The organism is Endobacter medicaginis (assembly GCF_014192375.1).
GTDB lineage: Bacteria > Pseudomonadota > Alphaproteobacteria > Acetobacterales > Acetobacteraceae > Endobacter > Endobacter medicaginis.
On record NZ_JACHXV010000021.1, the window covers coordinates 16,037 to 28,534 of the forward strand.

A 12,498-nucleotide genomic window follows, 5' to 3' on the forward strand; every position below is an offset into this window, starting at 1 on the left:
CAGATGGAGGGCGATCAGAAGTCGGTCTTGAGCGAGGCCAACCAGGCGAAGCCGTTGCCGACGGTGTAGGTCGGGGTCTTGGCGGCAATGGGGGTTCCATAGACGCCCGTGGTGTTTGCGGCGTTGGTCTGCACGGAATTGATGCCGTCCAGGTAATGCTCGTTGAGCAGGTTGAGGAAGTTCATCTGGAGAGTCGGAGCCTTGAGGCGCCAGACGGTCGGCAGGCGGTAGCCGAGTGACAGGTTCAGGGTGGTGTAGCCGTTGATCGACTGCTGGTTCATGTAGTCGGCATACTGATGGCCGACATATTTGAGGTTGAATTCGCCGAAGCGCGTGCCGTCATCGTAATCGAGGGCGAAGGCGGTCTGGAACTGCGGCGAGAAGGGCACGATCTTGCCAGCCGAGCGTACGTAGTCGCCGGCGCTGTTGCCGGCGTTGATATTGCTGTCGGAGACCGGATGCAGCACCTCGGCCGAGACGTAGGGCCGAAGATTGTGCCAGGGGCGGGTGCCGAACTCGAAATCGGCGCCATCGGTGGTCTGGCCGCCGGCGTTGATGTTGGTGGTGTAGAGGGTTCCGTTGATCAGCTCGCCGGTCGAGAACTGGCGGTTGGTGAAGTTGTAATGGAAGTAGGTGACGGACGCGTTGATCACCGGGCCCTGGTAGCGATAGCCGACATCCTCGGAGATCGAGACCTCGGGACGCTGGTTGAGGTTGGCCTGGGTCGAGTAGCCGGTCTTGGTGTTGTAGGTGCCGGCCTCGTAGAGGTTGTAGTTGGCCGGCATCTTGAAGCTTGTGGTCACCGAGGCGAACACCGAGTTGTACTTGTCGATGTTGTAGGTGACCGAGCCGGTCGGCAGGTAGCCGTCATTGCGGGTCTCGGGATACTTCACCTTGACGCTCGGCAGCATGTTGGTGCCGTCGCGGGCGATGTTCATGTATTTCAGGCCGGCATCGAGCACGAGCTTGTTGTGCAGCAGGCTGAGGCTGTCACCCGCATAGACGGTGTGGATGCGGGTGAAGGTCAGAGTGTTGCGGTATTCGAGCGGCTGGCCGTTCGACAGTATCAGTTCCTGCTGGTCGCCATAGGTGTTGAGCGGGTTGCCGTTGCCTTCGAGAGGCGTGTAGGGCGCGGTCTGCCGCTGCTTGGAGTATTCGAACCAGTAACCGAGCACCGCCTTGTTGTTGCCGGTCTGGTAGGTGAACTTCGAATTGATACCGGGACGGTAGGTCTCGGTGATGGACGGGTTGTAGAACACTGCCGCACCGGACTTGCGCCCATAGGCGGTCGCCTTCACGACCGAGTTGCCGTACTGGATCTTGCTGAGATCGGTGACCGAGCCGTAGCCGCCGCCGTTACCGAAGCCATACCAGAGATACGGCGCGGTGGTGAACGACAGGTGATCGGTCAGGGTAAACGTCGAGGGCGCCGAGACGTAGATGTTGATGAAGGGATTGACGCGGACGCCGATATAGTTGGCGATCGAGTTCTTGTTGGTGGACGAGGTATTGGTCGTGCCATCCCACTTGTTGCTGTAGACGTTCAGACCGCCCCAGCCATACTGCTTCCAGTTCGCCAGTGACACCGACGGAAACTGGTTGTTGTTGAGCATATTGTAGACGAAGGACAGGCCGACGCGGTTGCCCTGGCCCCAGTCATTGACGAATTTCAGGTCGGCGTGCTGCTTCTCGTCATGCCCCGGGCCGCGCCACATCAGCGAGCTGGTGTACGAATACGAGCCGTAGCCGCGCAGATTGGTGTGGCCGATCAGGCCGGTGTCGAGGCGGATGAAGCCGCGCGTGGCACTCTTGCTGCCGTAGGAGAAGCTGGCCGTGCCGCCCGCCTTCATCAGCGGGTCGCGCATGTAGATGTTCACCGTGCCGCCCGAGGAGTTGACCACCGGGGAGTCGATATCAGCCGAACCCTGCTTGATGTTGATCTGCGAGATGTCCTCGCTGTCGATGATTTCCTGCGGATAGGTGGCCGCGGAGCCGACGTCGCTGATCGGCACGCCTTCGAGGGTCACGCCGATCTGGCTGGTGCCGAGGCCGCGCATGGTCAGGTTGCCGCCGGTCAGGCCCAGCGGGTCGGGGCTGGTCGAGTTCACGCCAGGGAGCAGACGGACGAGCTGGAAGGGGTTCTGGCCCGGTGCCTGCTTCTCGATGAAGGCCTGGGTGACGGTGGACGAGGACTTCGGCGCCGTCTGATGCACCATCAGGCCACCACCGATGGCATTGCGGCTCGGTGTCTTGCCGCGGACGGTGATGTTTTCCTGCTGCGCCTGACGGGCGATGTCGGTCGGCAGCGAGCCGGAGGTCGACGCACCGCTCTGCGCATTGATCGGGGTGTCGGCGATCGGGTCCGCCGTGTGGGCGGCGGGTGCGGTCTGGGCGAGGGCGGTGCCCGCCGAACAGGTGAGGATGGTGGTTCCGAGCAGGAACAGCAGGCCGGTCGTGCGCATCTCTGTGAGGTCGCTTCTCGTTCTGGCGTGGTTGATGCCCGAACCGAACGACCCGGGCAGCGAATGACCGCCCTCATAAGACCTTGCGCAACGTCCCGTAACAGGAACTTGACTGATCGGACAAAGACGCAGGGCACCGTTGCGAAAACAGCACATGACGTGACTGTTTTATGACAGCTTACCTGTTATCCATGCGTTATACGCATGGCTCGATTGCACAAAATGAAGCTTCGTTCATGGAAAAAGGGCCCATCCGTGAACGGATGAGCCCTCCAGCACGCCGAATTCGGCCCGTTTCAGCGTGGCGAGAGCACCATCACCATCTGGCGATTCTCGAGACGCGGCATCTGCTCGACCTTGGCGAGTTCGTCCATGTCGCCGCGGATGCGCTCGAGCACCTTCACGCCGAGATCCTGGTGCGCCATCTCGCGGCCGCGGAAGCGGAGCGTGACCTTCACCTTGTCGCCCTCGTCGATGAACGTCTTCATCGCCCGCATCTTCACCTGGTAGTCGTTCTCGTCGATGTTCGGACGAACCTTGACTTCCTTGATTTCGATGACCTTCTGCTTCTTGCGGGCCTCGTTCTTCTTCTTCTGCTGCTCGTATTTGAACTTGCCGTAATCGAGGATCTTGACGACCGGAGGCTCGGCGTTGGGGCTGATCTCCAGCAGGTCGAGCCCAACCGAGAAGGCACGCATCATGGCGTCGCGGGTGCTCATGATGCCGATCATCTCGCCCTGGTCGTCAATCAGACGCACCTGCGGGACGCGGATTTCCTCGTTGACGCGCGGGCCATCGCGGGTTGGCGCGGCCTGCATTGGGGGTCTGGCTATGTTCGTCTCCTGTGGTGGTTTCTGGTCGTTTACCGCCCTGAACGGCCCGATCGAGCGGCGGGCCGATGCAACGCAGCGTATGCCGCCGAAACGAGGCGGAAATCAAGCCGTGCAGGTAACGCCGGAGCCGCGGTTTTTCAAGCCTTCACGCACGTTCCGGCCACCCAGACGCGGCCGATCTCCGCCGCCGAGGCATGGCAGACGATCCGCTGTGCGACCGCTTCGGCGGGACCGTCCAGACGCAGCACCGGTCCGCGCCCGGAAAGTTCGATCGCGTCGAACGGGGTACCGGGTGCGAGCTGGCCGGTGGACAGGCCGAGCGCTTGGGCGCCGCCGCGTGTGGCGAGCCACAGTGCTTCGGTGAAGGCGAGTCGCATCGCCGCACCTGCCCCGCGCGCCGCTGGGGCCCGCCCGGGGTCGGTCCCGCTGGCCAGCATCCGCGCCGAAAGCACGGCCGCTCGGGCATTTTCGAAGATCGAGGGCGAGAACCCGCCGGCGATGTCGGTTCCGAGACCGCAGTTCACGCCCCGGTCGAGCAGGGCACGCACCGGCAGCACGCTGTCGGCGAAAAAGGCGTTGGAGATCGGGCAGTGCGCCACCGCCGCCTCCCGCGCGGCGATGCGCGCGAGGTCCTGGACGTCGAGAAAATTGCCATGCGCGAGCACCGCATGCCGACGCAGCAGACCGAAGCGGTCGAGCGCCTCGGTATCGGTGCAGCCGCAGCGCGCCAGCACATGGGCGTGTTCCCAGTCACTCTCGGAGGCATGGGTCTGTACGCGCACGCCGGTCTCCGCGGCGAGGCGGGCGAGACCCGCGAGCAGCGCGTCGGTACAGGCGGGGATGAAGCGCGGGGTGATGACCGGTTGCACGAGCCCGGCCGCGTTGCCAGGCAGCGCGCGGACGGCGTCGATGAAGCGGCGCGTCGCCGCGATCGCCGCCGCCGCGTCGGGGTGGCGGTATTGCGGGGGGCAGAGTTCGGGATGGTCCATCGCTACCAGCCCGACGAAGCCGCGCTGGCCGTGGGCGAGGCAGGTGCGGGCCAGCGCGAGCGAGGCCGGCTCGTGGAGGGTGGCGAAATACAGCGCCGTGGTGGTTCCCTGCGCAAGCAGCGCCGGCACCAACTCGCCATAAACCGACTCGGCATAGGCGAGGTCGGCGTAGCGCTGCTCGAGCGGGAAGGTGTGCGCCGCCAGCCATTGCGCGAGCGGGCGGTCGAGGGCGGCGCCGCGCTGCGGCCATTGCGGGGCGTGGATGTGCAGGTCGGTCAGGCCCGGCAGCAGCAGGTCGGCGGGATCGAGATGCAGCGCGTGCGCGTCGGCGCTCAGGGCCGCATAGGCCGCCGAACCGGCCTCGGCCCGCTCGGCGATCGTGCCGTCCGCGTCGATCCGCAGGGCGATCTCGGCCAGCGCGACGCGGTCGGGCGCGAGCGGGTCGAGCACCCGTGCGCAGAGCGTGAGGCTCAGTTCAGCGCTCCGTAGCGGACGCCGTTCGCCTTCAGCCAGCGACGGTAGGCGACGGAGGCGCGGTCGGCCAGCGTCGGGATCTCGGTGCTGGCATCGAGGGGCAGCAGGGCGGGACGCTGGTTCTCGAGGATGATGCGGTCCTGAAGGAAGATGGTCTGCTGGAACTCGACCAGCGCCTCGGTGGTGGAGGTGTCGTCGAGCAGGAACATCACCGGATGGGCGCGCGCGGTGGTCGGCGTCATCGGCTGGATGAACAGGGCGATGACGTCCTGGCGCGAGTCCTGGCCCGGCGAGGTCTTGTAGAGCAGCGTCGCGAAGGGTGCGGCGACCCGATAGGTGTAGTCGGTGAGGATGCCGCCCGACGCCGCCAGGGCCGCCTGCGGCTGGAAGAAGCGGCAATGGGTGGCCCAGACCTCGCTCATCGCGGCCCCCGGCGTCTCGCGCAGCTCGATCTCGTAGCGGGCGACCTCGGTGTGCGGTTCCGCGCCGAGGATGCCGGTATGGACGAACGGGAAGTGCGCCATGTCGAGGAAGTTCTCGACCAGGCGCAGGCCGGACGACGCGACCGCGATCGCGCCGCAGCCGACCAGCCGGCGATCGGCCTCGTCCGCCTCGGGCACCTCCGGCAGCACCATCTCCGGATCGCCGGGCTCGGCGAGCGTGGTCCACAGCGTGCCATAGCGCACCACCGCCGGCAGGACGCGATTGCCATTCAGGACACGGATGTCGTCCCCGTCGCGCGCGCAGACGATGTCGCGGCCGAGCAGAAGCGTGCGCAGCGGCGCAAGGCCGAGCGCGTCAGGCGCGCCGAGCGGATACCATTGCGCGCGGGTCTGCGGCTCGACAGGCTCGGCTTCGTCAGTGAGGGGCTGGATCGACATCATGGTCCTTTACGTCTCGACAACATTATTCCAGCATCACGGCGATGCGGGCAATGAATGCCGCGCCAGCGAGAAGGGCCCCGACAGTTTGGCACAATGCCACCGTATCCGCATGGAGGGCCGGTTCGACGCGGCCGGGATGCGCCGCTTCGCCGAAGGCCGTGCCGCCCTGCTCGACCTTGCGATCGACACGCTCGATGTCTCGCCGACCCGGTTCGATTCGCGGCTGAGCGGCGACGAGATCCTGCTGGGAATGTTCGGCATGGCCTGCCTGCTGGGGCCGTCGGGTTGCGTGGTCACCCGATTCGAAAGTCTGCCGGCTTGAGCGGAGGCGTGTGGACGCCGATCGCGCTGTCGGAGGATGTCGCCGCCGGCACCGCCGCCCCTGCCCGGCTCGGCGGCGCCGAGATCGTGCTGTGGCGCGACGGCGACGGCCTGCTGCAGGCCTGGGAGGATCGCTGCCCGCATCGCGGCATGCGGCTGAGCTTCGGTTTCGTGCGCGAGGGGCGGCTGACCTGCCTGTATCATGGCTGGCAGTTCGATGCGTCGGCCCGCTGCCGGCTGATCCCCGCCCACCCCGAGCTCAAGGTGCCCGGCACCATCCGGGCGAATCCATGGCATGTGCGGGAGCGGGCCGGGCTGGTCTGGGTGGCGGACGCCGCCGATGCGGACGCCCTGCCCACCCTTCCCGACGACACCCCGATGCGCGGCCTGCGCAGCCTCGCGGTCCGGCGCCCCCGCGCGGCCGTGGCGGCGCAGACGGGAATTGGAGCGGGCGGCTGGATCTGGCGTGACGGCGCGCTGATCGGGCTGCACGGCGCCGATGATGCGACCAGCATGCTGCATCTGGCCTTGCCGCAGAGCGCCACCGCGGAGGCGCGCCGCCGGACGATGGGCGAGGCGACCGCGCTGCGCGACGCCCTGGAGGCGGCATGACCGCGCCGGCGGCCCTCGTGACCGACACCGCGCCGGTGCTGCGCGGCTGGGGGCTCGACGACCGCTCCTACACGGTCCGGCTCGGGGCCGCGCTGATGGGGGTGGGCCTCGCCTGGCTCACCGACCGTCGCGCCGAGGTGCAGGGGCCGGTGCTGGTCCGGCATGGCCGAGACATCGTCGGCGTGCGCGCGATCCTGCGCGCGCTGGCCGACGACGCGCTGCATCCCGGCTGGGCCGAGCCTGCCGCGGAGGGCTGGGAGGAGCGCGCGGCGGTGATCGGCGAGCGGTTCTCGACCCTGCGCCGCGCCTGTCTCGCCGCCGGGCGGCCCGAGACCGGCTCTGCGGCCGAGGCCTGGACGCTGCTGCGGCCGCTGGAGGACCGGCTGGCCGAACAGCACGAGGCGGGTGCCGCGTTTCTCGGCGGCGCACATCCGGCGATCGCCGACCTGCTCGCCTTCCCGGCCGCGGCCCTCAGCCACGACCTGCGCCTGCCGCACGACCTGGTGCCGGCGACGCGACGCTTCATCCGGGCGCTGCGGGCGTGGCCGGGCTTTCTGACCATGCCGGGGATCGCGCATTATCAATGACCGTCTTTCGTCCTCCCCTGCCGACACGCCGCCATTTGCTCGCCGCCGGCGCGCTGTCGCCGCTGCTGCGCCCGTCGCGGCTGCGCGCGGCGACTACCGTGCCGGACAGCCCGCTCAGCGCCGAGCACGCACTGGTCGCGTTCGGCCATGTCGGTCCCGTCAGCGATGGCGGCTGGACGCATGCGCATGATCTCGGCGTGCAGGCGGTGCGGGCGCGCTGGCCCGGGCTGAACACGATCTATGTCGAGAGCATCCCGTATTCGGCCGATGCGACGCGGATCTTCCGTCAGTTCGTCGCCGAAGGGGCGGCGATGGTGATCGCCACCTCGAACTATGGCGACTTCATCCGCGACGTCGCCGATGCCGCGCCAAAGGTGGCGTTCCTCGAATGCGACGGCCATAACGTCAGCGACAATCTCGGCTGGTATTACATCACCCACTGGTATGCAAGCTACATCATCGGGGTGGCCGCCGGGCGGCTGAGCAAGTCCGGCAGGCTGGGCTACATCGCCTCGTTTCCGATCCCGTCGGTCTTCGCCGGTGCGAATGCCACCCTGCTCGGCGCGCAGTCGGTCAATCCCCAGGCGACGATGCGGGTGATCTCGATCAACTCCTGGTTCGACCCGCAGGCGGCAAGCCAGGCGGGGGCGGCACTGGTCGATTCGGGGTGCGATTTCCTGTGCGGCATCATGGACGATCCCGCCTATCTGCGCGTCGCCGAGGAGCGGCATGTCTGGGCGGCGATGTGGAACACCGACATGCGACGCTTCGGCCCGGACTCCTATGTCAGCTCCGTGGTGCTGGATTTCGCGCCGTTCTACATCGACCAGATTGCTGCGCGCCTCGCCGGGCGCTGGCAGCCGGCAGGACATTTCCTCGGCCTCGGCCATGGCGTCGACCGCGATGCCTGGGGCGCGCGGGTGCCGCAGGCGGTGCGCGACGAGGCCGATGCGGTGCGCACGAGGATCCTCGCGGGATGGAACCCGTTCACCGGCCCGATCCGCGACACCACCGGCCGGATCCGCATCCCCGCCGGCCAGTCGATGAGCGATGCCGAGCTCTATCAGTGGAGCTGGCAGGTGCAGGGAGGGGCCGGACTTGCCTGAGACCATGTTCGCCCCGGGCGAGCCACCGTTCCTGAAACTGTCGGGCATCGGCAAGGTGTTTCCCGGCGTGATCGCCAACGAGGACGTGTCGATCGATTTCCGTCGCGGCGAGATCCATGCGCTGCTGGGCGAGAACGGAGCGGGCAAGTCCACGCTGATGAACGTGGTGACCGGGCTGTACCAGCCGGATTCGGGCGAGATGATCCTCGATGGCTACGGCGTCGAATTCGCCGGTCCGCCGGCGGCGATCGCGGCCGGGATCGGCATGGTGCACCAGCATTTCAAGCTGGTGCCGCGTTTCACGGTGGCCGAGAACCTCGCCCTGGGCTGGAACGAGACGCCCGGCTGGGTCGCGCCGGGCGCGATCGAGGCGAAGGCGCGCGCATTGTCGGAGCGCTTCGGCCTCGCCATCCGCGCCGATGCGCGCATCGACAGCCTCTCGGCCGGCGAGCAGCAGCGCGTGGAGATCCTGCGCGTGTTGTCGCGAGGTGCGAAGATGCTGATCCTCGACGAGCCGACCGCCGTGCTCAGCCCGGTCGAGGTCGCCTCCCTGTTCGACGCCTTGCGCCGCTTCCGCGACGGTGGTGGTGCGGTGGTCATCATCACCCACAAGCTGGACGAGGTGATGGCGGTCGCCGATCGCTGCTCGGTGCTGCGCGCCGGCCGACTGGTCGGCACGCACCGCATCACCGATGTCACCCCCGCCCTCCTGGTCGGCGAGATGATCGGCCGGCCGGTGGATCTGCCTGCCTCCTATCCGCGTGCGCGCCCCGCCCCCGGCCCGGATGCACCCGCCGCGATGGTGCTGGAGGCGGTCAGCGTGCGTGACGAGGCGGGGGTGACGCGTCTCGATGCGGTCTCGCTGGTGCTGCGCGCGGGCGAGGTGCTGGGCATCGCCGGCGTGACCGGCAACGGGCAACCGGAGCTGGCCGGGGTGATGACCGGGCTGGTCGCCCCCTTCTCCGGCCGGGTTCTGCTCGGCGGCGCGCCGGCACCCGGCGCCGACCCGGGCGCCTTTGCCGCCGCCGGCGTCGGCCACGTGCCGGAAGACCGTCTGCGCTCCGCCCTCGCCCCCTCGCTCGGTGTCGCCGAGAACGCGGTGCTGCGCGAGTATCGGGTCAAGCCGGTGGGCGGGCGTCTCGCCTACAACGCGGGCGCGGCGCGGCGTTTCGCCGAAGCCCTGGCCGTCGCGGCGAATGTGCGGCTCGCCTCCCCCACCGCGCCGATCCGCGGCCTGTCGGGCGGCAACCAGCAACGTCTGGTGCTGGCCCGCGAGGGACGGATCGCGACATCGGTGCTGGTCGCCTCCTACCCGGCGCGCGGGCTCGATATCGGCGCGATCGCCGCGATGCGCGAGCGCCTCGCCGCCGCGCGCGACGGAGGCGTCGCGGTGGTGCTGGTGTCGGAGGATCTCGACGAGATCCTCGCGCTGTCGGACCGGATCGCGGTGCTCACCGCCGGCCGGCTGATGGGGGTGATGGAACGGGCGGAGGCGAGACGCGACGTGATCGGGCGGCTGATGAGCGGGCGCGCAGCGGATGCGGAGATCGCGGCATGAGCGCGCCGCTGGTCCGCCTCGCCGTGGTGCCGCCGCGACGCCTCGCGGTGGCCCGCATCCTCGCGGTGCTGGCGACGCTGGCCACGGTAGGGATCGTGCTCGCACTCAGCGGCCGTGATCCGCTGCTGCTCGGCCGGCTGATCCTGCGCTCGACGGTCGGCTCTCGATTCGGGCTCGAGGATCTCGCCCTGTTCATGACGCCCCTGCTGCTGACCGGGGCATCGGTCTGGAACGGCGTACGGGTGAACCTGTGGAATATCGGCGCCGAGGGGCAGTTCTATGCCGGGGCGACGGCGGCGAGCGCGATCGGGCTGTTCGTGCCGCTGCCGGGCGCGCTGATGCTGCCGGTCATGGCGCTGGCCGGGGTCCTCGCCGGTGCCGCCTGGATCGCATTGCCCGCGGTGGCGCGGGCCTGGCTGTCGGTGAGCGAGATCATCACCACGCTACTGCTCAATTTCGTCGCCTCGCTGTTGGTCTATTATCTCGCCACCGGGCCCTGGGCCGATCACGTCACCAACGCGCTGGCCTCGACCGAACGGCTCAGGATCCTCATTCCCGCCGTCTGGGGTGCGGTGCATTGGGGGTTCGTGGTCGCGCTGGTGGTGGTGGTGGTGCTCGGCGTGGTGCTGGCGCGGTCGCGCTTCGGCTACGAGACCGCGATCTGCGGCGCCAATCCCGATGCGGCGCGCTACGCGGGCATTGCCGCCGCCCCATTGCTGTGCACGGTGATGCTGGTCTCCGGCGGCCTGGCGGGGCTGGCCGGGATGATCGAGGTGGCCGGTACGGTGCACCGGCTCCAGGGCGGCATCGCCAACAATTACGGCTATCTCGGCATCGTCGTCGCCCTGCTCGCGCGCGGCTCCGCAGTGGCGCTGATCCCGGCGGCGGCGCTGATGGCGCTGATCCTCGACACCGGCATCGTGTTGCAGACCGCGCAGATCAGCGCCTCGGCGGTGCTGGCGATCACCGGAGGGCTGATGGCGGCGATCGCGGTCGCCGACGAGCTTGCCGCCTATGTGAGGGTGAAGCTGTGATGGAGCTGCTGACCGGTCTGCTGTCGCATGCGGTGCTGTCTGGCAGCATCCTCGCCTTCGCCGCCCTGGGAGAGGTGATCGCCGAGCGCTCGGGCGTCACCGATCTCGGCGTCGAAGGGCTGGTCTCGATCGGCGCGGTGGTGGCGGTGATCACGGTGGCGGTGTCGCCGCACCCCTGGGGCGGGTTCCTGGCGGCGGGCATCGCCGGCGGCGTCGGCGGCGGGGTGATGGCGCTGACCGCGGTGGTGCTGCGCGCCAACCAGCTCCTGTGCGGCGTCGCCCTCACCTTCCTTGGCGTGGGCCTGAGCGCAGTGCTCGGCCGCGACGTCGCCGGCGCGCCGGTCGCGGCGACCTTCGCCCCCGTCCGCATCCCGCTGCTGGCCGACATCCCTGTCATCGGCCCGGCCTTCTTCGCTCAGAACGTCCTGGTCTATCTCGCCTATCTGGTCCTGCCGGTGGCCGCGCATCTGTGGCTGTTCCGAACCCGCGCCGGCCTCGCCCTGCGTGCAGCGGGCGAATACCCGGCCGCAGCGGATGCGGTCGGGCTGTCGGTGATGCGGCTGCGCAGCCTCGCGGTGATCACCGGCGGGATCATGGCCGGATTCGCCGGCGCCGACCTCACCTTGGCGGTGGTGCCGGTGTGGTCGGACGGGATGGTCGCCGGGCGCGGCTGGATCGCGCTCGCGCTGGTGATCTTCGCCGGTTACCGGCCGATCCCCGTGGTGCTGTGCGCGCTGCTGTTCGGACTGGTCACGTCGATCGGCTTCATGGGCCAGGCACGCGGCTGGCCGGTCGCACCCGCGGTTCTCAACACCCTGCCCTATCTCGGCACCATCGGCTGCGTGATCGTTCCGCTGCTGCTGAGCCGGCGGCTGCGGCGCACGATGGCCGCCCCGGCCTCGCTCGGCACGCCCTATCATCGCGGCGGTCGCTGAGCAGCACGCCACTGCACCGCACTGTCTCGATTTTCGGGCAGGTCGGACGAGCTTCCTGACGCGGGCTGTTGATTTCGGCCTGCGAGCGATCCTCCCATGATCGGGTGACGACCGGGAGTTTTCAGGCAACGACCCAAAGTCGAGACGATCAATCGCGGGACGCAACGCCAGCGGGCTGACAGTCGCTGGCGTGACAACAAAAAGCGCGTCCCTGTCGGGGAGAAACACCAACATGACGATCATGCAGTCGCTGCGGGCACATGCCCTGCGGCCAACCCTGGGTGCTGCGCTGTGGCTCGCCTGCGCGGGCGCGGCCTCGGCCACCGATGTCGATTCCGACGATTACGCCGCCGCCGCGCTGCCGCCGGGATCGAATCTCGCGCTGCTGTACTACCAGCATGCGGTTCGCGATCGTGCCTATGCCGACGGCATCGCCGCGAGCGGAGGCGATCTCGTCTCCGATATCGCCATCGCGCGCTATGCCCGTTTCGTGAAACTGGGGCCGCTGGTCGCGGACCCGCAGTTCCTGCTGCCGTTCGGTGGATTGCACGGCACCGGCAGCCAGAAGGCACTCGGCAGCGCCAGCGGCGTCGGCGACCTGATCCTCGCCTCTGTACCGCCCGCAGATTGTGAGACACCGATCTGAAGCCTACGCGGCGACGGCCGCGAGTGGAAGCTGCGCGGCGCGGATTGCGGCCGGTGG

General features: G+C 68.5%; 12 protein-coding genes. 8 read left to right on the top strand and 4 right to left on the bottom strand.

All coding sequences use genetic code 11. The features are described 5' to 3' along the window. Positions 1-14 precede the first annotated feature (14 nt). The 4 genes from FHR90_RS15115 to FHR90_RS15130 form a co-directional block, all read right to left on the bottom strand. On the bottom strand, positions 15-2,462 hold the full coding sequence (locus FHR90_RS15115; protein WP_176624327.1) for a TonB-dependent receptor: 2,448 nt from the start codon (positions 2,460-2,462) through the stop codon (positions 15-17). Positions 2,463-2,758: 296 nt separating this feature from the next. Then, positions 2,759-3,280: a translation initiation factor IF-3 gene (gene infC / locus FHR90_RS15120; protein ID WP_176624329.1), complete on the bottom strand. Its 522-nt coding sequence runs from the start codon at positions 3,278-3,280 to the stop codon at positions 2,759-2,761. A gap of 152 nt (positions 3,281-3,432) precedes the next feature. Continuing rightward, positions 3,433-4,734 carry an amidohydrolase family protein gene (locus tag FHR90_RS15125; protein ID WP_266153002.1) on the bottom strand — a complete coding sequence of 434 codons (1,302 nt, stop codon included), beginning with the start codon at positions 4,732-4,734 and terminating at the stop codon, positions 3,433-3,435. A 20-nt stretch (positions 4,735-4,754) separates the two neighbouring features. Next, positions 4,755-5,639 (bottom strand): aromatic ring-hydroxylating oxygenase subunit alpha, encoded by an 885-nt coding sequence (locus FHR90_RS15130; protein WP_176626357.1) that lies wholly within the window; start codon positions 5,637-5,639, stop codon positions 4,755-4,757. A 1-nt stretch (position 5,640) separates the two neighbouring features. Here FHR90_RS15130 and FHR90_RS15135 point away from each other — a divergent pair, with 1 nt between their 5' ends. From FHR90_RS15135 to FHR90_RS15170, 8 genes are all read left to right on the top strand, one after another. Then, positions 5,641-5,964: a hypothetical protein gene (locus FHR90_RS15135; RefSeq protein WP_246330309.1), complete on the top strand. Its 324-nt coding sequence runs from the start codon at positions 5,641-5,643 to the stop codon at positions 5,962-5,964. Beyond that, positions 5,961-6,575: a Rieske 2Fe-2S domain-containing protein gene (locus FHR90_RS15140; protein WP_221188291.1), complete on the top strand. Its 615-nt coding sequence runs from the start codon at positions 5,961-5,963 to the stop codon at positions 6,573-6,575. The genes FHR90_RS15135 and FHR90_RS15140 overlap by 4 nt, the downstream gene beginning before the upstream one ends. Next, positions 6,572-7,162, top strand: coding sequence for a glutathione S-transferase family protein (locus FHR90_RS15145; RefSeq protein WP_183275494.1), 591 nt, complete (start codon positions 6,572-6,574; stop codon positions 7,160-7,162). Before FHR90_RS15140 ends, FHR90_RS15145 begins: the two co-directional genes overlap by 4 nt. Continuing rightward, the gene (locus FHR90_RS15150; RefSeq protein ID WP_183275495.1) at positions 7,159-8,268 is read left to right on the top strand and encodes a BMP family ABC transporter substrate-binding protein; all 1,110 of its coding nucleotides are present in this window, start codon (positions 7,159-7,161) and stop codon (positions 8,266-8,268) included. The genes FHR90_RS15145 and FHR90_RS15150 overlap by 4 nt, the downstream gene beginning before the upstream one ends. 4 nt (positions 8,269-8,272) lie before the next feature. Continuing rightward, positions 8,273-9,826 (top strand): ABC transporter ATP-binding protein, encoded by a 1,554-nt coding sequence (locus FHR90_RS15155; RefSeq protein ID WP_183275499.1) that lies wholly within the window; start codon positions 8,273-8,275, stop codon positions 9,824-9,826. Beyond that, positions 9,823-10,860, top strand: coding sequence for an ABC transporter permease (locus FHR90_RS15160; protein ID WP_176625641.1), 1,038 nt, complete (start codon positions 9,823-9,825; stop codon positions 10,858-10,860). Before FHR90_RS15155 ends, FHR90_RS15160 begins: the two co-directional genes overlap by 4 nt. Further along, positions 10,860-11,795 carry an ABC transporter permease gene (locus FHR90_RS15165; RefSeq protein WP_176625639.1) on the top strand — a complete coding sequence of 312 codons (936 nt, stop codon included), beginning with the start codon at positions 10,860-10,862 and terminating at the stop codon, positions 11,793-11,795. The genes FHR90_RS15160 and FHR90_RS15165 overlap by 1 nt, the downstream gene beginning before the upstream one ends. A 232-nt stretch (positions 11,796-12,027) precedes the next feature. Continuing rightward, positions 12,028-12,441, top strand: a complete 414-nt coding sequence (locus FHR90_RS15170; protein WP_176625637.1) for a transporter family protein — start codon at positions 12,028-12,030, stop codon at positions 12,439-12,441. Positions 12,442-12,498: the final 57 nt, after the last annotated feature.

Excerpts from the sequence above, each read along its gene's own strand:
- FHR90_RS15115 (WP_176624327.1), bottom strand. The coding sequence starts at position 2,462 with ATGCGCACGACCGGCCTGCTGTTCCTGCTCGGAACCACCATCCTCACC.
- infC (WP_176624329.1), bottom strand. The coding sequence starts at position 3,280 with ATGCAGGCCGCGCCAACCCGCGATGGCCCGCGCGTCAACGAGGAAATC.
- FHR90_RS15130 (WP_176626357.1), bottom strand. The coding sequence starts at position 5,639 with ATGTCGATCCAGCCCCTCACTGACGAAGCCGAGCCTGTCGAGCCGCAG.
- FHR90_RS15135 (WP_246330309.1), top strand. The coding sequence starts at position 5,641 with ATGGTCCTTTACGTCTCGACAACATTATTCCAGCATCACGGCGATGCG.
- FHR90_RS15145 (WP_183275494.1), top strand. The coding sequence starts at position 6,572 with ATGACCGCGCCGGCGGCCCTCGTGACCGACACCGCGCCGGTGCTGCGC.
- FHR90_RS15150 (WP_183275495.1), top strand. The coding sequence starts at position 7,159 with ATGACCGTCTTTCGTCCTCCCCTGCCGACACGCCGCCATTTGCTCGCC.
- FHR90_RS15155 (WP_183275499.1), top strand. The coding sequence starts at position 8,273 with ATGTTCGCCCCGGGCGAGCCACCGTTCCTGAAACTGTCGGGCATCGGC.
- FHR90_RS15160 (WP_176625641.1), top strand. The coding sequence starts at position 9,823 with ATGAGCGCGCCGCTGGTCCGCCTCGCCGTGGTGCCGCCGCGACGCCTC.
- FHR90_RS15165 (WP_176625639.1), top strand. The coding sequence starts at position 10,860 with ATGGAGCTGCTGACCGGTCTGCTGTCGCATGCGGTGCTGTCTGGCAGC.
- FHR90_RS15170 (WP_176625637.1), top strand. The coding sequence starts at position 12,028 with ATGACGATCATGCAGTCGCTGCGGGCACATGCCCTGCGGCCAACCCTG.